Origin of the sequence: Pseudomonas fluorescens, assembly GCF_902497995.1 — a bacterium.
Lineage (GTDB): Bacteria > Pseudomonadota > Gammaproteobacteria > Pseudomonadales > Pseudomonadaceae > Aquipseudomonas > Aquipseudomonas fluorescens_BK.
The window spans coordinates 114226-132643 of record NZ_CABVII010000016.1; the positions used below are offsets into that span (position 1 = coordinate 114226).

Annotated in this window: 19 protein-coding genes and 1 pseudogene; 11 read left to right on the forward strand and 9 right to left on the reverse strand. The window is 57.6% G+C overall.

Going from position 1 to position 18418, the window contains the following annotated elements; translation table 11 throughout:
• Positions 1–34 precede the first annotated feature (34 nt).
• The 4 genes from F8N80_RS19330 to F8N80_RS19345 all read left to right on the forward strand — a co-directional run bounded on the left by F8N80_RS19330 (position 35) and on the right by F8N80_RS19345 (position 3088).
• On the forward strand, positions 35–961 hold the full coding sequence (locus F8N80_RS19330) for an ABC transporter substrate-binding protein (RefSeq protein WP_150745703.1): 927 nt from the start codon (positions 35–37) through the stop codon (positions 959–961).
• Positions 962–1083: 122 nt separating this feature from the next.
• Positions 1084–1743, forward strand: a complete 660-nt coding sequence (locus F8N80_RS19335; protein WP_150784487.1) for a nucleoside/nucleotide kinase family protein — start codon at positions 1084–1086, stop codon at positions 1741–1743.
• 104 nt (positions 1744–1847) lie between these two features.
• A complete protein-coding gene (locus F8N80_RS19340; RefSeq protein ID WP_150784488.1) occupies positions 1848–2786 on the forward strand; it encodes a carbohydrate kinase family protein in 939 nt (312 codons plus the stop codon).
• Between the two features lie 140 nt (positions 2787–2926).
• Complete coding sequence (locus tag F8N80_RS19345) at positions 2927–3088, forward strand: DUF2986 domain-containing protein (protein WP_150745700.1); 162 nt, start codon at positions 2927–2929, stop codon at positions 3086–3088.
• A 163-nt stretch (positions 3089–3251) separates the two neighbouring features.
• Here the strand turns inward: F8N80_RS19345 and F8N80_RS19355 are convergent, their stop codons facing one another.
• Both F8N80_RS19355 and F8N80_RS19360 read right to left on the reverse strand, forming a co-directional pair.
• Positions 3252–3557 carry a hypothetical protein gene (locus F8N80_RS19355; protein WP_150784489.1) on the reverse strand — a complete coding sequence of 102 codons (306 nt, stop codon included), beginning with the start codon at positions 3555–3557 and terminating at the stop codon, positions 3252–3254.
• 228 nt (positions 3558–3785) lie between these two features.
• A complete protein-coding gene (locus F8N80_RS19360; RefSeq protein ID WP_150784490.1) occupies positions 3786–4448 on the reverse strand; it encodes a TetR/AcrR family transcriptional regulator in 663 nt (220 codons plus the stop codon).
• 107 nt (positions 4449–4555) lie between these two features.
• Between F8N80_RS19360 and F8N80_RS19365 the strand changes: the two genes are divergently transcribed.
• Positions 4556–4981, forward strand: coding sequence for a hypothetical protein (locus tag F8N80_RS19365; protein WP_150784491.1), 426 nt, complete (start codon positions 4556–4558; stop codon positions 4979–4981).
• 95 nt (positions 4982–5076) lie between these two features.
• Here F8N80_RS19365 and F8N80_RS19370 read toward each other — a convergent pair whose 3' ends face one another.
• Both F8N80_RS19370 and F8N80_RS19375 read right to left on the reverse strand, forming a co-directional pair.
• Positions 5077–5490, reverse strand: a complete 414-nt coding sequence (locus F8N80_RS19370; RefSeq protein WP_150784492.1) for a cupin domain-containing protein — start codon at positions 5488–5490, stop codon at positions 5077–5079.
• 42 nt (positions 5491–5532) lie between these two features.
• On the reverse strand, positions 5533–6285 hold the full coding sequence (locus F8N80_RS19375) for an SDR family oxidoreductase (protein ID WP_150745694.1): 753 nt from the start codon (positions 6283–6285) through the stop codon (positions 5533–5535).
• 261 nt (positions 6286–6546) lie between these two features.
• Between F8N80_RS19375 and F8N80_RS19380 the strand changes: the two genes are divergently transcribed.
• The 3 genes from F8N80_RS19380 (at position 6547) to F8N80_RS19390 (ending at position 10261) form a co-directional block, all read left to right on the forward strand.
• Positions 6547–8130: a winged helix-turn-helix domain-containing tetratricopeptide repeat protein gene (locus F8N80_RS19380; RefSeq protein ID WP_150784493.1), complete on the forward strand. Its 1584-nt coding sequence runs from the start codon at positions 6547–6549 to the stop codon at positions 8128–8130.
• 193 nt (positions 8131–8323) lie between these two features.
• Positions 8324–9496, forward strand: a complete 1173-nt coding sequence (locus F8N80_RS19385) for a DUF1624 domain-containing protein (RefSeq protein ID WP_150784494.1) — start codon at positions 8324–8326, stop codon at positions 9494–9496.
• A gap of 228 nt (positions 9497–9724) precedes the next feature.
• A complete protein-coding gene (locus F8N80_RS19390) occupies positions 9725–10261 on the forward strand; it encodes an AAA family ATPase (protein ID WP_150745691.1) in 537 nt (178 codons plus the stop codon).
• A 282-nt stretch (positions 10262–10543) separates the two neighbouring features.
• On the opposite strand, the gene F8N80_RS19395 is transcribed toward F8N80_RS19390, so the two are convergent.
• Together F8N80_RS19395 and F8N80_RS19400 are read right to left on the reverse strand one after the other, a co-directional pair.
• Positions 10544–11167: a pYEATS domain-containing protein gene (locus F8N80_RS19395; protein ID WP_150784495.1), complete on the reverse strand. Its 624-nt coding sequence runs from the start codon at positions 11165–11167 to the stop codon at positions 10544–10546.
• A 432-nt stretch (positions 11168–11599) separates the two neighbouring features.
• Positions 11600–12079, reverse strand: a complete 480-nt coding sequence (locus tag F8N80_RS19400) for a GNAT family N-acetyltransferase (protein WP_150784496.1) — start codon at positions 12077–12079, stop codon at positions 11600–11602.
• 293 nt (positions 12080–12372) lie between these two features.
• Here F8N80_RS19400 and F8N80_RS19405 point away from each other — a divergent pair, with 293 nt between their 5' ends.
• Positions 12373–14232 carry an ABC transporter ATP-binding protein gene (locus tag F8N80_RS19405; protein WP_150784497.1) on the forward strand — a complete coding sequence of 620 codons (1860 nt, stop codon included), beginning with the start codon at positions 12373–12375 and terminating at the stop codon, positions 14230–14232.
• Positions 14233–14364: 132 nt separating this feature from the next.
• Here F8N80_RS19405 and F8N80_RS19410 read toward each other — a convergent pair whose 3' ends face one another.
• The gene (locus F8N80_RS19410; RefSeq protein ID WP_150784498.1) at positions 14365–15174 is read right to left on the reverse strand and encodes an HNH endonuclease; all 810 of its coding nucleotides are present in this window, start codon (positions 15172–15174) and stop codon (positions 14365–14367) included.
• Positions 15175–15822: 648 nt separating this feature from the next.
• On the opposite strand from F8N80_RS19410, the gene F8N80_RS19415 reads away from it, so the two are divergent.
• Entirely contained in the window at positions 15823–16185 is a 363-nt protein-coding gene (locus F8N80_RS19415; RefSeq protein ID WP_150784499.1) for a DUF6124 family protein, read from the forward strand.
• Positions 16186–16225: 40 nt separating this feature from the next.
• On the opposite strand, the pseudogene F8N80_RS19420 reads toward F8N80_RS19415, so the two are convergent.
• A pseudogene (locus tag F8N80_RS19420) lies at positions 16226–16348 on the reverse strand (4-hydroxybenzoate 3-monooxygenase); the annotation flags it as partial.
• Positions 16349–16426: 78 nt separating this feature from the next.
• On the opposite strand from F8N80_RS19420, the gene F8N80_RS19430 reads away from it, so the two are divergent.
• Complete coding sequence (locus F8N80_RS19430) at positions 16427–16528, forward strand: bacteriocin immunity protein (RefSeq protein WP_224790718.1); 102 nt, start codon at positions 16427–16429, stop codon at positions 16526–16528.
• Between the two features lie 76 nt (positions 16529–16604).
• Here F8N80_RS19430 and yiaY read toward each other — a convergent pair whose 3' ends face one another.
• Positions 16605–17753, reverse strand: coding sequence for an L-threonine dehydrogenase (gene yiaY / locus F8N80_RS19435; protein WP_150784500.1), 1149 nt, complete (start codon positions 17751–17753; stop codon positions 16605–16607).
• Positions 17754–18418: the final 665 nt, after the last annotated feature.

Sequence of the window (18418 nt, forward strand, 5' to 3'; positions counted from 1 at the left end):
TCCCTCGACACTCCAACAATAAGAGACTGTCCTCATGAAAAAAATAATATTGACCGCTGCTTGTGCACTACTGGCATTTAACACCGCTCAAGCGCGAGAGTTGAAATCCGTCGGAATTACTGTTGGCTCGCTGGGAAATCCTTATTTCGTAGCGATGGTAAATGGCGCCAAAGCGCAGTCACTGCATATCAATCCAGCCGCAAAATTTACCTCAGTCTCGGCCGATTACGATTTAAACAAGCAGTTCACTCAGATCGATAACTTCATTTCGTCGGGCGTAGACTTGATTCTTGTCAATGCCGTCGACCCTGTAGCAATCGCGCCTGCGATTGCGAAAGCGAGAAAGGCAGGCATAGTGGTTGTGGGTGTAGATGTTCAGGTGCAAGGCGCCAACGCCACGGTACAGACAGATAACGTCGAAGCCGGCAGGATTGTATGTCAGTACATTTCTGAACAACTGGGTGGCAAGGGTAACGTTATTATCCAGAATGGAACGCAAACTTCGGCAGTGCTGGACCGAGTCAATGGTTGCAAGAGCGTTTTCGCACAGGCACCCGATATCAAGGTACTGTCCGATAATCAGGATGCCAAAGGTTCGCGCGAAGGTGGCTACGCCGTGATGCAGGGCGACCTGACCCGCTTTGCAAAAGTCGACGCGGTGTTCGCTATCAACGATCCCCAAGCCATAGGTGCAGACCTGGCAGCAAAGCAACTCAAGCGTAAAGGCATCATTATCGGATCGGTGGATGGAGCTCCCGATATAGAGACAGCACTCAAAAGCGATACGCAGATCCAGGCCTCTGCCTCGCAGTCCCCTTGGGGCCAGGCACAACAGGCCGTAACCATGGGTTACGACCTGCTGAATGGCAAATCCCTGGAAAGCACAACGGTACTGCTTCAACCCGCACTTGTAACCCGAACCAATGTCATGGAATACAAAGGCTGGCAGGCTGACCACTGACCGGTTGAGTCAAGTGGCATAGGTCTCTCCAGCCACATTTATAATGCAGGGAATGGCTGCTGCGAGGTGCTCGCAGTAGCCGAACGAAAGCCTGAGCGACGCTTGTGGACGAGAAATCTGGCATGTTTACCAACGCAAACACAATAGTCAGCATAGAGCTACTCGACTACATCAAGGCTCTGTCTGGGAATCGAGTTGTCGTTGCGCTAGCGGGGCCGCCTGGTGCCGGCAAGTCCACCGTCGCCGAGGCCTTGGTAGAGGCCCTTAATAGTATTACGCCGGGGAGCGCAGCGGTCATTCCCGGGGATGGCTTTCATTACGATGACGCGGTTCTTGGATCCTTGAACCTTTTGGATCGTAAGGGCTCCCCCGAAACATTCGATGTGGGTGGCTTCAGGAATCTGCTGCTGCGGCTTCGTGCGAACAACGAACCAACGGTTGCCGTTCCAGTATTCGATCGAGCCCTGGAGATATCCCGTGCTGCAGGACGACTGGTTTGCTCTGACGTGAAATATCTCATCGTGGAAGGGAACTACCTTCTATTGAACCTCGCCCCATGGTCGTCCTTGAGAGACTGTTTTGACGCGACCATTATGCTGCAGGTTGACCGCAAAACCCTGGAGGCGCGACTGCTTGATCGATGGCGATCATTCGGTTTCGATGAGTCTGCTTGCTATGAAAAAGTTCGTCGCAACGACCTTCCGAATGCCGAATTCGTGATGTCGGCCAGCAATATCGCTGACTTCACGCTCACCGATGGAGAACCCTCCTCCTCTCTTTGAGAAAGCATCATGCCGTTAACCGACAGCTTCGCTTGATCGGGTGTGCGCCTTGGCGCAATTGATCCCATTACAACCTGTAGCGAACCTTTAAAGAGCAAACGACTATGTATCTGGTATGTGGCGAAGCGCTGTTCGACTTCTTCAGTGAAAACGACGCCGGCGCTAAAGTTTCAAAAGTGAACTACAAGGCCATTGCTGGCGGTTCACCGTTCAACGTCGCCATCGGGCTGCGGCGCCTGGGCATCGATGTGGCGCTGTTTGCCGGGTTGTCCACCGACTACCTGGGCCGGCGTTTACAGCAAGTACTGCAGGAGGAAGGCGTGCGCCCGGACTACCTGCAGGACTTCGATGCACCGACCACCCTCGCCATGGTCGCCGTCGGTGCCGATGGCTCGCCGCATTACAGCTTCCGCGGCGAAGGCTGCGCCGATCGCCAGCTGTTGCCGGGGCATTTGCCTGAGTTGGGCGCTGAGGTGCGCGGGGTGCATATCGGCTCGTTCTCGTTGGTGGTGCAGCCGATTGCCGATACGCTGCTGGCTCTGGTCCGCCGGGAAAGCGGCAAACGCCTGATCAGCCTCGACCCCAACGTGCGGCTCAACCCAGAGCCGAATATCGAACTGTGGCGCGAACGCATCGGCACGCTGGTCGAGCATGCCGACCTGATCAAGGTCAGTGACGAAGACCTGAACCTGCTCTACCCCGGGCGCGATCCGCAGAACGTGATCGAGGGCTGGCTGGAGCACCGCTGCCAACTGGTATTCCTCACCCGTGGCGGTCAGGGCGCGACAGTGTTCAGCCGCCGCCATGGCACCTGGTCGGTGCCGGCCCGTGCCGTGGTGATGGTCGATACCGTGGGCGCCGGCGACACCTTCCAGGCGGCATTGATCGCCTGGCTGACCGAGCAGCAGCTGGATTCGGTAGCGGGCTTGCAGCGCTTGAGCCGCGAACAGATCGACGCAATGCTCACCTTCGCCATCAGCGCCGCCGCCCTGACCTGCGGTAAGACCGGGCCGGACTTGCCTTTACGGCATCAGCTGGATTGATATCCAGCCAACCCGTCAATCAAGCGGACGCCCAGCGGCGCCGCTTACCTCCAAGGCTATGCTTCAGGAGCGCACCACAGGGAGCTGACTCAATGTTTTAAGCTGATATCATTCAAGGATTTACAAGCTGAGCAAAAAACATGAATCGTCGTAAAAAAATAAAGCAGTTATTAAAGGCTCACGCCAAAAAGGCCAGTGCCAAATTGGCACCGCCAAGCAAGGCTAAATACATCAGTAAGGCTGACCGATTGAAACTGGCTGCTGAAGCCGGTCACGACTCAATCATTTCCCCTGAAAGCTGATCTATGTAACTGCCGATCAGCGAACGCAGGCCGAAGTCCCAGCGCCCGAGCCGCCCACGCACGCACGGTAGGGTTTTGGCCCTCGTCGCACATTGCGACGGTGGCATCGATCAGCGCTTGACGCGTTCGCAGCCGCTGGTTAGCGCGGCCTTGGCTGTTCGGGTCAATTTTTCACGTATCGCCGAACCAGTTGCATGCCAGCAAGCGGCACTCCAATTCCCGTAATACACAAGCTCCAGATCAAACCTTCAATGCCAAAGGCAATGAGCGCACCACCCACGAGTGTCGCAGGTAAAACCGGGAACATCACCACGCAGATCAGTAATGCGTGAGCCCCCAGAAGCTTACTAAGGCGCCCCTTGGCATTGAAAATGCAGACCATCCAAAACAACGCCCAGAACCCAATGGCCATTAAATATAGGGCTAGATGAAGTAAATCCCCCACCATTCCGTATCCATACATCTCCATTACCCTTTTTTTCAGTTCGAGCTTTTACCCATGACCCGCTAAAGCGTAGGCGATCCTTTTACCTCTATCGAGTGTTGTACTCGTCGCGGTGTTGGGGGTGGCTGTGCTGGGCGAAAGGCTCGGGTACAAAATTTGCGCCGCGAGCGGGTAACTCCTGTCGATATCAACGAGGTTAGCAAAAGGGCTTCGAGACTGGAGGCCATCAACCATTCAAGCCCCACCCCGGATTTACCCGATCCGGCGCGGGCAACGCTTGCGCCGCGCCTGTTCATCCTCCGCCAGTGCCTGACGAACCAGCGCCCGAGCCGCCCAGGCGGCGGTGTCGAGTGATTCTTCGATGCTCGCGCGACTGATATCGCGCACGGCGATCAACGCTTCGGTGCCCATGACGATCGACAGCGCCTGCTTCAGTCGTTTGCGCGCCCGGGGTGACAGCACGTCTTTGAGCGAGTCGACGATCGGCTCGATGTAGCTCATGCGTCGACCCGGCCGCAGGGGCTCATGGGACTCACCTTCGAGCCACACCGTCATGAACGAACGTTCCATCACGTGCAGACCGATCTCGTCGTCGATCAACAATTTATTCAACGCGTTCGCCGCCAGGCCAATGCCCTTTACCGGATCGTCTCCCGGGCGCCAGATGCGCTCCAGCGGCGGCATCTCACGATCCGCCGCCGTCTCGCTGATCAACGCCTCCATCGAGGGAAAATAGCGATACGCCGTGGCGCGCGATACCCTCGCGCGCTCGGCCACTTGCGCAACGGTCGGGTGATGGCCCTCGTCGCGCAAGGCGACGGCGGCATCGAGCAGCGCTTGACGCGTACGCAGCCTCTGGTTGACGCGACCCTGATCGCCGTCATGGATGGACGGGCTTGACTTCGGAGTTGACATGGGATAAATGATACTCAGTCTTGTAATGAGACATGAGTCTCATAATAGACACAACGGCAACCCACAACAAGAGGTCGCCCATTATGAGCACGCATGAGGTGAATGCCATGAATCACACTCCTCGTTCGCGGACCTGGTTTCGGCTCGCTGCCCTCTACTTCGCCATTGGCGTAGTACTGGGTGTGGCAATGGGCGCTTCCGGCGACCACTCGCTCTTCGCGGTACATGCCCATGTCAATCTGTTGGGATGGGTGTCGATGGCACTGTTCGGAATCATCGGCACACTGCACCCGTCAATCACCGAAGGACGCGCTGCTGCAGCCCAGTTCTGGACCTACAACGTTGGTGTCCCGGTGATGCTCGGTGCACTGACGCTGCGCCTCAAGGGCTTGCCGTCAGTCGAGCCATTGATTGGCGTTGCATCCATCCTCATTGGCGGCAGTGTGCTGCTTTTTGTGTGGCTGGTGTTCTCGCGCATCGGTGTCACGGCCGAGCGCTTGAGCAACGCGACAGGCGAATCGCGCCTGTCATGACACGGAAAAACTGCCGGCGACCTTGGCGGCGGCAGCCATAGGGCGGCAGTCGTCTGCCGCCCGGCTGTCGAGCCTTCATGAGCGCGTTGATCGGCTCACTTTTTGATCGGTGTAACCAGCACCTTTTCATCGGTGTCGAGGACGAACACGGCCAACAGGCGTGCAGGTTGGCTGTCGCTGGCGTTGGCGCTGACCAAGTGCACGGAACCCGGCTCCTCTACGAAGTTTTCGCCGACGTTGTAGATCTTTTCCGGCTCGCCTTTGACTTTGATGCGAAACGAGCCCTCCAGCACCGTTGCATAGATGAAGGCCGTTTTCGGATGGGTATGGGCCGGCGATGCGGCGCCCGGCCCATACTCGACGACCACGCCCCTCATGCTCTTGCCGGGGATATTGGGAATGGGACGGTCGAACACGACCGTCACCTTGCCGGCGGGCGGTTCAGCGGCCGACGCTGCGCTGATCGAGAGCGCTGCGAAGACAGCGGCTAACAGGATTCGAGTAACCATGGGGTTGCTCCTTGGTGGGTAGGGAGGTGATGGCGCGAACCGTTACCGGGCCGCCGACTGAGCGATCCAGTCTTCGAAACGGATCGCCCCCAGGTGTGGGTTCTTGCCGGGAACCAGCGATTGATCGTCCAGCACGGCGCCGAAGTAACGCGCGTGCACGTCCGGCACGACCTTGCGGCTGTCCTGGGTTGCCCGCAGAAAGCGCCTGGCCAGTTCGTCGAGGGGCATGGCTTCGGGACCTGCGACTTCGACCGTGCCATTGACCGGCGCTGCCAGCGCGACATCGGCGAGCGCCGCCACCACGTCGTCGGACGCGATCGGCTGGATCAGCGCCGGCGACACGCAAATCTCTTCGCCGACGGTGAACGACTGGACAATGCCGCCGACAAACTCGAAAAATTGCGTGGCGCGCAGTAGGGTGTAAGGAATGCCGGACGCCTTGATCAGGTTTTCCTGCGCGACCTTGGCCCGGAAATAACCGGCCTCGGGCACCCGCTCGCTGCCGACAATCGACAGGGCAACGTGATGACGAACCCCGGCCGCCGCTTCGGCGGCCAACAGGTTGCGGCTCGACGTCTCGAAGAAATCGAGCACGGCCTGGTCCTCCCACGACGGCGCGTTCGCCACGTCGACAACGACATCAGCGCCATCCATCGCCTGGGCCAGGCCTTCGCGGGTGATGCTGTTCACGCCGGTACTGGGGCTGGCGGCGAGCGCGTCATGGCCGCGCGCGCGGAGGGTGTTCACAAGTTTCGATCCGATGAGCCCGGAGCCTCCGATGACGACGATCTTCATAGGTTTTCTCCACTTGTCGACTGCAACCATTGCGTCGGTGTAGAGAGAGATTGCCTGCGCACGTGAGGCAAGTCCTTGTGCCCGGCTTGGGTTTGCCTTGGCGAAGGCTTGGATTTACGTCCAAAGAAGCAGTTGTTCGTCGAGCCTCCTTTGGCGCGGACGGTGCGGCGGATTTCGAGCTGCCGTATGATCAACACCCGTTACTAATCGCCAGTCGCCTGGGACACGGAGTTGAGGGCGCGTCGCCAGGGGATGCTCATCTTGCAATTCGCGTTTGAAGACTTCGTACTCGATCAGGAACGCCGGGAACTGACTTTACGCGGGCTCGTCGTGGCCATCGGCCCGCAGGTCTTCGATCTGTTGCTGCTGTTCGTCAGCAATCCCGATCGCGTCGTCAGCAAGGACGACTTGCTCCAGGCGGTATGGAGCGGTCGGATCATCTCGGAATCGACGATTGCCAGTCACATCAATGCAGTGCGCAAGGCCATCGGTGATACCGGCGAGGAACAGCGCCTGGTGCGTACCGTCGCCCGAAAAGGTTACCGCTTCGTCGGGCAGGTCAAGGTCGACAACAGCGGGCAAACGCGGCAGCCCGACATCGACGAACATGCGGACTCCAGGCCATCGCCCTCCTCTACGCTGGTTCTCCCGGACAAACCCTCGATTACCGTTTTGCCCTTCCAGAACCTGAGCGGCGATCCTGAGCAGGAATATTTCGCCGACGGCGTAGTGGAGGACATCATCGCCGCCCTGTCGCGGATCCGCTGGCTGTTCGTCATCGCGCGCAATTCGAGCTTCACCTATAAGGGCCGGGCGGTGGACGCCAAGGGTGTCGGCCAGGAGCTGGGCGTGCGCTACGTGCTCGAAGGCAGCGTGCGCAAGAGCGCAAACAGGGTACGCATCACCGGTCAGCTCATCGACGCGACAAGCGGGACGCATATCTGGGCGGAGCGATTCGAAGGGCAGCTCGATGACATCTTCGAGCTGCAGGATCAGATCGCCGAGAGCGTGGTCGGCGCCATCGCGCCGCAACTGGAACGGGCAGAAATCGAACGCGCCAAACGCAAACCGACGGAAAGCCTGGACGCCTACGATTATTACCTGCGCGCCATGGCAAAACTGCACAGCGGCAGCCGTGAAGCCATCGACGATGCACTGCCCATGTTCTACAAGGCCATCGAACTCGATCCGGAGTTTGCCTCGGCCTATGGCATGGCCGCCTGGTGCCACTGCTGGCGCAAGCTCAATGGCTGGATGACCGATCGGCCAGCAGAGATCGCCGAGGGCATACGGCTGGCGCGTCTGGCGGTGACGCTCGGCCGCGATGATGCGGTCGCGTTGACGCGCGGCGGACATGCACTGAGCCATCTCGCCGGCGAAGTCGACGGCGGCATTGCGCTGCTCGACAGGGCACGCCTGCTGAACCCAAACCTCGCCCCTGCCTGGTTTCTGGGCGGCATTTTACGCGCGCTGCGCGGTGAAACGGACGACGCCATCGAGAACTTGAACCATGCCGTTCGCTTGAGTCCGCTGGATCCGGAAATGTTCAGGATGCAGGTCGGGATGTCGCTCGCGCATTTCTTCGCAGGACACTTCGATGCCGCTGCGGACTGCGCGGAAAAGGCCCTGGGCAACCTGCCCAGTCTGCTGGCCCCGGTAGCGCTGGTCGCGGCCAGTCATGCGCTCAGCGGGCGAATGGATAAAGCGAAGTCGGCGATGCAGCGCCTGCGCGAACTGGATCCTTCTTTGCGCCTCTGCAACCTGAAAGACTGGTTGCCGATCCAGCGGCCTGTGGATTTCGCCCGGTTCGCTAATGGACTGCGGCTGGCCGGGTTGCCCGAGTGATCACGCGATCCTTGCCGGCGAAGGCGTCGTCATGGTCGGTGCAGGACTCAAGGCCGCCTTCTGCTTTTGCAGTACAACGACTACTGGAATCCGCATGGACAGGAAAGAATTTAATGATATGTTATAGAATATCATTTCATCAGCTATCGGTTGTCTACCGACAGCGCCATCCACCCCCTGCCTGCGACTTTCGATGACCCACTTTACTCAAATCCCCCCCACCACGAGCGTCAGTCAACGCCTGATGTCCATCGATGCCCTCCGGGGATTGGTGATCATCTTCATGCTGCTGGATCACGTGCGCGAGACCTTCTTCCTGCACCGTCAAGTCGCCGACCCGATGGCCATCGACACCACTGACCCGACGTTATTCTTCAGCCGGACCCTCGCCCATTTATGTGCGCCGGTGTTCGTTCTGCTCACGGGACTGTCCGCCTGCCTGTACGGCGAAAAGCACCAGGGCAAGCACGATGTGTCGATGTTCCTGTTCAAGCGTGGCCTGGTCCTGGTTTTGCTGGAATTCAGCCTGGTGAATTTCGCCTGGACATTCCAGTTCCCGCCCACTGTGATCTACCTGCAGGTGATCTGGGCGATTGGCGTCAGCATGATTGCCCTCGCTGCACTGGTCTGGCTACCTCGGCCAATCCTCTGTGTCCTGGGCCTGGTCATCGTCGCCGGGCACAACCTGCTCGATCCGCTGCACTTCCCGGCCGGATCGGCGATGCATGTGCCATGGGCAATCCTGCATGATCGCGGCTGGATCGAATTCTCTGACAGCCTGCGCCTGCGCAGTTCATACCCAGTACTGCCGTGGATCGGCGTGATCGCCTTGGGTTACTGCATGGGCCCCTGGTTCTCTCGCTCAGCCTCCACCACCGTGCGTCAGCGCTATCTGTTACTGGCGGGGGCCGGCGCGTTGATCGGCTTCGTTGCACTGCGCCTGATCAACGGTTATGGCGAGGCGCATTGGGTGGCCTATGAAAGCCCCCTGCAAACCGTCATGAGTTTCTTCAACATCACCAAATACCCCCCTTCCCTGCTCTTCCTGTCTCTGACGCTGGGGGTGGGCCTGCTACTGCTTCTTGGCTTTGAGCGGGCTCAGCAACGCAAGTGGATCAGCACCTTGGCGGTATTTGGCGCGGCGCCGATGTTCTTCTACCTGCTCCACCTGTACGTACTGAAAGTGATGTATCTGACCAGCCTGGCAGTGTTCGGCGCGAACCAAGGCAACTACTTCGGTTTCGACAGCATCTGGGCGGTGTGGCTAACGGCGGTGCTGCTGGCTGCAACGCTATACCTGCCTGTGCGCTGGTTCGCCGCCTTGAAGGCGCGCCGTCGCGATATCGGCTGGCTTAAATATTTTTAACGGGACACAGGTTCACCTCGGGCGGCGTGAAGAAAATCGGGCTGAAGCAGACACCGAGTTCAACAACCTCCTGGCCAACGCGTTTGTGGATTGGGCCTACGTCGGCATCAAGGCAAAAACCAAGGGCTATGAAGCCGATTTCCTGTGCTGCGGTCGTCCCCATCAATCTTTAACTGAGGCCATGAAACCTGCACAATTGCCGGCTTTTTCTCGACAGGAAGTCCGACCATGCAACGGATTGTCATTCTGGGCAATGCCGGTAGCGGCAAATCTACCCTCGCCCGCGCCCTCGGCAGGCGCCTTGGCCTGCCCGTGGTGCACCTGGACACACTGTTCTGGGAGCCCGACTGGGTCGAACCCGACGCCGAGCAATTCCGCGCACGGGTCAGCGAAGCAGTCGCACCGGCCGCCTGGATTTGTGAAGGCAACTATGCCCGGCGTACTTTCGATCTTCGCCTGCCCCGCGCCGACTTGATCATCTGGCTCGATACCCCGCGGCTCACCTGTTTCACCCGGGTGATCATACGCAGCGTGACGAACCGCCCTCGCCCTGATCTTGCAGCAGGTTGTACGGAGAAGCTGGATCGGGCGTTTTTGACCTTTCTGAATTTCGTGTGGAATTTCGATCGTGGTTATCGGCCAGGCATCGAGGCGGTGCGGTTGGCCGTAGGGCCGCATATTCCTACGGTGCATTTGTGTGGTGCCCGGCAGATTGCTGCATTTCTTGATAGCTTGCCTGCGACGGCTGAAGGCTGTCTTGAATAGATGGAGAGCGGCATTCGACACTTATGGTTATGCTGAGACCCCGCGTTCGTACGTGATGGAGGACAAGCAGAATCGGCTTCCATCAAGACGTCCCGTGCAGGTCGGTTGCTACACTTTGCGACAGGCAGAAAACGGCCGATTGTGTTGAAAAAGTCCGCACCGGTTTCCATGGCAGAAAATTACGTGGCTGAGATTGAAATCCTGCATCGTCGCAGGGGTTTTCGACCTGAGATTTCACGTAGCAGCGTGCTAGGCTGAGTTTCAGCTGATTTCGTACAGAACCTAGGCTTTGCTCCCAATAGCCCCCATCTCAAAATCGACATAACGATTGATGATTACTGTCTCACCATCTGTGAAATAGAGCTTAGCCGTGCAAATGAATGGCCCAAAGGCTGAGGTAGTTATTGGAAAGCCGCGGCTACGATCGATTAAGGTGAATATCTGACTTCCCCAGTGCCGACCGAAGTAGTATTCGACTTTGCTTACGTTGCTCAATGTAGCGTCCCCGTGCGGCATCAGATAAAGCTGGATGTCGTAAAGCATCCCCGCCTTCGTGGATGGAGCCAATCGATGAACCAGATGGATGTTCCGGTTCGGTTTGTAGTATTGCTCTCGCTGACGCCACCGCTCTTCGGCGGTGTCGGTGCGATGTTCGAACGCGGTTTCGTCTTTATCTGTCTCAATTGACGGCGAGACGTAACTTTGGCCGCCCAGTTCGAGTGAGAACAGCTTTAGGGCTGCTCCTGTTCTAAGCCGCCATGAAAGGTTCTGAAACACCTCTCGGATCTCCCTTCGGAAAAAAACCAGGGCGATAAACACGAGCAGCACCCAGAGTATCGACGGAAGTGCTGCCCACACATCAGCGGCTGAAGCGGCGTCAGCGACTGTAGTCGGGGATTTGGGCATGCGTGCCTCCCATTGCTCGCGAGCCTAACTCTAAATAGACCCAAAGTGGGGTAATAATGCCTTCACAGGCTTGGTGGATAACATTCTCTCTCGTTACCCCCTCTAGGCCGCGCATTGAGACGGTCGGTGACCGTTGAAGGGAGTTATGCGCCATTGACAGAACGTCCAATCTGCTCGATCAGTTCCGGCAACAAACCAAGCATAGCTACTCATTGGCCATCGCTCCGTCCACTGACAGCTTTGGCCGTTTTCTGACTGTCGCGAAGGAGTGAAAAGAGAAAAAGGGGACGGATTTATTTTCCAAAAAGGGAAGGAAAAATCAATCCGTCCCCTTTTCAGTCCCCTTTTCACGGTCCCCTTTTCACGAATAGATCCGTCCCCTTAACCGCTTTTCACTGGTAATGGACATCCGGCTAATAGAGAACTCGTGAATCAGCTTCCGATCCAGAGCATCGTCTGAACCGTAATATGCGGATGACTTTCTAACGGCTCCCATTCATCCATGAAAGCAAAACCCTGCTTGAGATAGAAGTTCGAGGCTCTTGCATTGTCGGGTGATACGTCGAGAAAAACGCGATCAAAGCCTTCCGCGGTAGCGCGAGCTTTCACTACATCTACCAACTGAGTTGCCACGCCAGAGCCCCGTGCAGCAGGTTCAACCCACATCCCGATCAAGTTAAAGCGATGCGCGCTACTGACTGCGGCACCAATCATTCCGACAGGCCTGTCTTTCTCGAATGCCAGCCAAAATGCTGTTCCGGTTGATGAGGCTCTTACTTTCCACTGTTCGTCAGTGTATGCGGAGGCAGTTTGATAACTGACACCAAATGCCGTTGGCGTGTCCAAAAGCGCGGCGAGTCGGATTTGCTTTAACAGTAGCCAGTCTTTTGTTTCCGTCGATCGAATGCCCATGATCTTCCCTGGAAAATTAACGTCACCTCAACGTCTCACAAGAGTGTCGAGGGAGCAACCAGGCTCGCGTAGCGCAATGGCCGCTTCTGGCCGATTCTGTTGAAAGAGTCGGCCGTGTTTTCTAAAGCAGAAAAGTACGCGTGGGAGATTGAAATCCTGAATGTCCGCAGAGCCTTTCAGGCTGAGATTTCACGTAGAAGCGTGCTGAAGGCGACATGCCTCAACCTCGCAAAACCCTCAAAGCAACCGTTCAATGGCAGAATCTCCTGAATTTGATCGTTTCGGAGACCACCATGCTTGGTGCATTTGAACGAAGGCTCGACCCTTTTCCTCCTGACGAGGTACCACCGCCACCCGAGGGCCTGGCTCGGTTCCTGTGGGCGTGCACACGGGGCGCCCGCGGCTATATTCTTGCGTTTGCGCTGCTGAGTGCCGCTGTGTCGATATACGAAGCCTGGCTGTTTTCTTTCCTCGGTCAGGTCGTGGATCTACTCTCGACCTGGCAGGCAGGCGGTGATGCGGCTGCGCAGGAAAGTCGCGTGTTGTGGAGCATGGGCATCGTAATGGCGAGCAGTGTCGCACTGGTGGCGTTGCGCACCATGGTGCAGCACCAGATATTGGCGATCAACCTGCCGTTGCGGCTGCGTTGGGACTTCCACCGCTTGATGCTGCGGCAAAGCCTTTCGTTCTTTTCCGATGAGTTCTCCGGCCGGGTCACCACCAAGGTGATGCAGACTGCGCTGGCCGTGCGCGACGTGCTGTTCACCCTTATTGAAATCGCACCCGGAATCGGGGTGTATTTCATCGCGATCATTGCGCTGGCCGGCGGCTTCGCACTGAAACTGATGCTGCCTTTCATTGCCTGGATCCTGTTGTTCGGGCTAGCCATGCGCTACTTCGTACCCCGCTTGGGGAAAGTGGGGCAGGAACAGGCTCATGCACGCTCCTCGATGACCGGACGTATCTCAGACGCCTATACCAACATCACGACAGTGAAGCTGTTCTCCCATTCCAATCGTGAAGCGCACTTCGCGCGTGCGGCCATGGAGGATTTCAAGCAGACCGGCTTTCGCCAGATGCGCCTCGTAAGCCAGTTCGAGATCGTCAACCAGGCATTGGTGGTGGCCTTGATCATGGCAGCAGGTGGTTATGCCCTGTGGCTATGGCACCAAGGTGAGGTCGGCACAGGTGCCGTGGCGGCAATCACCGCCATGGCGTTGCGTATCAATGGCATGTCGCACTGGATCATGTGGCAAATGACCTCGCTGTTCGAGAGCATCGGCACCGTGCAGGATGGCATGGCAACACTGACCCGCGGCCCCAAGGTGCAGGATGCGCCGGACGCGGGTGTGCTGGTGACCTCCGGCGGGGCGGTCACATTCGACAATGTCAGCTTCAACTACAACGGCGAACGCCAGGTGCTCGATGGCCTGAGCCTGAACATTCGCCCGGGCGAAAAAATCGGTCTGGTTGGCCGCTCTGGCGCCGGCAAATCCACGCTTATCAACCTGCTGCTGCGCTTTTACGACGTCGACAGCGGGCAGATTCGCATTGACGGGCAAGACATCGCGCACGTAACGCAAGACAGCTTGCGCAGCGCCATCGGCATGGTCACCCAGGATACTTCCCTATTGCACCGTTCCATTCGCGACAATATCGCCTACGGCCGCCCCGATGCGAGCGACGCGCAAATCCGCAGTGCCGCGGCCAATGCCCAGGCCGATGAGTTCATCAGCCAACTGAGTGACCGACAAGGCCACACCGGCTACGACACCTTGGTAGGCGAGCGCGGGATCAAGCTTTCGGGCGGCCAGCGCCAGCGCGTCGCGATTGCCCGAGTGATGCTCAAGAACGCCCCGATCCTGCTACTTGACGAGGCTACCAGCGCGCTGGATTCGGAAGTCGAAGTGGCCATTCAGGAAAGCCTCGATGAAATGATGCAGGGCAAGACCGTGATCGCTATCGCCCATCGGCTGTCCACGATTGCGGCAATGGATCGACTTATTGTCATGGATGACGGACGCATCATCGAACAGGGCACCCACACCGAATTGCTCGCAAGGAACGGCATCTATGCGCGGCTGTGGCACCACCAGAGTGGCGGGTTTCTGGGTGAGGATCGGGAGGTGGCCGAGGTTATGGATCAGGTATGAGCGTGAACGGACCCAGGCGCTGCGAGCAGCTGCTTTGGGTCGTTTCTGCTCTTTATGACAGGCAACAGTCGGCCACCCACGGACGTTGGGTCGCGCCTTCACTCGGATATTCGTACTTCGGCTCCGCTCCGGTCAACGGACGTTATGCAATTCGAACTCGTCCAGATGTAGCTTGAGATAGCTGGCCTGCTGGTCGTTGAGTATTTTTCGCAGGTTCGCGGGGATGCCGAGGATCGCACGATCCGTCTCCTCGACCCGGTGTGAGATCAGCATCTTGCCGGTTTCCGGATCGAAAGTGATCAGGTGCTTGTCGAAAAGTCTGTCGAGCGTGGCCATGAGCGGCAGACCATTGCATGGATCCAGGCGCTCGTCATCAGTGCTGTCGGCCCACGGTTTGGCATGGCTCGCGATGAGGGCCGACTGGATGGTGAGGCTCGTCACCGCGCATTTGCCCTCCCATAATTCCAACATCTGCTTGCGATAAGTTCCCTGACCAAGCCGAGCTTGAATCAGGGTTTCGCGCTGCGTCGACTTGAGCCCCGGACGCCTGGCTATCGCCTCGAGATCAGCTTCGATTGTCTTGTCATTATCCAGAGGTAAGGGCGCGTCGGCGAAGAAATAGGCCGCTTTGCGAACTTGGGCGTAGTCGCAGTCGTTCCAGCGGGGCTCCCTCTGCTGTAACTGGTTATACCCGTCGGGCTTGCTGCCCGTCAGGCGCTCCATGAAAGACTCCATCCTGGCGACCAGTGGCTTGGTTCCAAGCGCTATCTGGTAGCCGTCAAGTGCTGACTTGATGTGAAGCCTTTCCCCTTCGGGGTTTGTCAGGCTCATATTCTTCTTGGTGGCGTCCTGCTGGTGCGGCTGGACGTGCTGAACACCCAACGCAGCGTTTAATTCATCTGCGAGTGCCCACACCTGTTCTTTAACTCTGGGCGTTTCCAACTATCACCTCAAATGGCAATCACCGCGATTGCGGCAACGTTGGGCATGATATCAAGGGCGCTACGCTCACACACGATCAGACGCGGCTCGGCGAATGGCTGTTGTACCTTGGAAGTTGCCGTAGATTTCACGATAGGTCGAGGGGCTGTTGTGGGTCGATTTTTGCCTTTGGTCAACGGCAGCTTGGGGTCAACAGTTGCCGATCTGGTGGCACGCCGGATACTCGTCACATAGCACTGACCGAGTGCAGAAATCAGGCGTGCAGCAATGTTCGACCAAGCACATTAAACATCCGCGAAAGGTGCATGTTTAAGCGTCCTACTGCTTACTTCCTGAAAGCCACAAGACCTTGCGCCGTTGCCTACGGGTACGCCAGAATCCGCCGGCTTGTGCGCCTGTGGCCCGCTCGGTAACTTGATTCCCGTCACTGCCCATCAGTGATCGGGTTTAGCAGCCCGTCGTGACGAAGCGCATTTGCATCCGGACAGTCAGGTCATTTCATGCCTGCACTTTATGGTAGCTGTGCGCAGGGCGCCCTCGGGCGCGCCGGAATCGTCTCCGCCGGTCTGCTAACCTGCACACAGCTGCCACCCTACATTCGTTTAGCAGCGACTCGCTGACGGCTCCATGTTTTTGGAGCGTACAAATATGATCAAGCCTTCACCCAATCCGCCAGACACCGATCCGGCATCCCCCTACGAAAGCCCCGATTCAAACAAACCCAACGAAGCCGCCGAACGCGCCCTCGACTTCCACTTCCCCTCGACTGCCGACATCAAAGCCACCCCGCGCACACCCAGTACCCTGTTTACCGTGGACCCAAAGGCCACGACCGAAACCCTGGTAGTTTATCTGGTCGAGACACTGGCCTCAGTCGATGTGATGGTTCATCACCTGGTGGATCATCTGGACGGTGGATCGCGCAATGCGCTGCTGGGTATTTCCAATAGCATCACGCTGGCGGAAATCACGGCGAACCGAGTGCTGGATCAGATCGAATCACCCGCTTAAGGAAAGCCCGCAGCTCGACTGCGGGTTTGCGCAAGGCTGCTTACTCGACAGCCTCGTAGGGCAAGCCCACGTAGTTCTCGGCAATGTTGACCAAACCAGCGTGGGAGTTGAAGAAGTCCTCACGCTCGGCCTGTTGCATCTTCTGGTCCCACGCGTCTGTATGTAAAGCTGACCGATTGAAACTGGCTGCTGAAGCCAGTCCTGACTCAATCGGTTCCTCTGAGAGCTGAACGATAAAGCCGTGCAGCAACGACTGGTAGAAGACGATTCAGCCGAAGGCATCACCCGTACATTCAAGGAATGGCTAGCTACTCAGGGCTTGCCGGGGTTCAACGTCGAGTAACCCGTGAAGAATCAAAAAAGCCCGTACTTCAACCGAAGGCGGGGCTTTTTGTCTGGCTGGCGTCACTTCACATCGGTTACATCGCGGTATGGAAAATCTGCTCGATCTCGTCCTGATTGGCAGGACGCGGATTGGTGAAGCCGCAGGCATCCTTCATGGCATTGGTTGCCAGGATCGGGATATCGTCGGCCTTGGCGCCCAGTTCGGCGAGGCCGCTCGGGATACCAACATCCGAAGACAGTTTACGGATGGCGGCGATGGCCGCGGCGGCGCCTTTTTCCGCATCCAGATGCTGGGTGTCGACCCCCATTGCGTTGGCGATGTCTTTAAACCGGGCCGGGCATACGCTGGCGTTGAAGCTGGCGACATGGGGCAGCAGGATCGCATTACACACGCCGTGGGGCAGGTCGTAGAAACCACCCAGTTGGTGCGCCATGGCGTGGACATAGCCCAGCGAAGCATTGTTGAAGGCCATGCCGGCAAGAAATTGCGCGTAGGCCATATTTTCCCGGGCGGTCATGTCGTCACCCTGGGCGACGGCAGTGCGCAGGTTGCCCGAGATCAATTCCACGGCCTTGAGTGCACAGGCATCGGTGATCGGCGTTGCCGCAGTCGACACGTACGCTTCGATGGCGTGGGTCAGCGCGTCCATGCCGGTGGCGGCGGTCAGGCCTTTGGGCATGCCTGTCATCAGCGAAGGATCGTTGACCGACAACAGTGGGGTGACGTTACGGTCGACGATGGCCATTTTCACGTGCCGGACTTCGTCGGTAATGATGCAGAAACGGGTCATTTCACTCGCCGTTCCGGCGGTGGTATTAATCGCGATCAACGGCATCTGTGGCTTGGCGGATTGATCCACGCCTTCGTAATCACTGATGTGCCCACCGTTGGCGGCGCACAGGGCAATGCCTTTGGCGCAGTCATGGGGTGAACCGCCGCCCAGGGAAATAATGAAATCACAGTCGCTGCGACCCAGCAGCTCAAGGCCTTTCTCGACATTGCTGACCGTCGGATTCGGTTTGGCGCCATCAAACAAGGTGGAATTGATGTCCTGCTGGGCCAGAAGGCCGGCTACCTTGGCGGCCACGCCGGCTTTGGCCAGGCCTGCATCAGTGACGATCAAGGCTTTACGCAAACCATATTTGCGGATTGCCAGCATTGCGTCGTCGAGACTGCCAATGCCCATCATGTTCACGGATGGAATGAAGAAGGTGCTGCTCATGATAAATCCTCTTTTATTCTGGAGACCCGGAATCAGGTGAGGTCTTCTATTCATATCGCAGGCTGTGAGGCTCGTCTGATTGTCATCATTGACGAAGTTCAGCGGGGGCGGTGCTGCATCAAGTGTTCAGGCGAACAGTGTTTTAAGATGCAGAGGTGAATGGGCCATCGCAGCCGGTATCTTTTGATCATGGGTTTGAGCCTAACCCTATGACGCCAGACTGGAATGGTCCTTTAGCTTTCATTGGCACCTCCTTTAGTACTGGGAGGGAATGCGCCCCGCTCCGGCGTACAGTGGAACCGCATTCGGGTACCGGCCGGGCCTCCTCGGTGAGGCCCGCTTCGGGTGCCCTTCACGATCATCAGCGCCACCCTTCAACATTCATCCCCCCGCGCCATCTGCCCATCGCCGTTTCATATGCGAAACAAATCCGCTATTTCCCGCCATCCGGCGTTACCTGAAAAGTCACTGCGTGCTTGGGTTTTCCGGGCGTCGCGCAATCGATGGGCAATTTCGTGCCAAATAAGAAACTGCGTTTCATATATGAAACGCCAGAAATAACCTGAAATCTTCTTAAACATCTAATAACAAAGGAGTTTTTGACAAAAAACAAAACTCTCACAGCTCTGGCATTGTTCATGCACTAAACGTCGTATCACCTATAA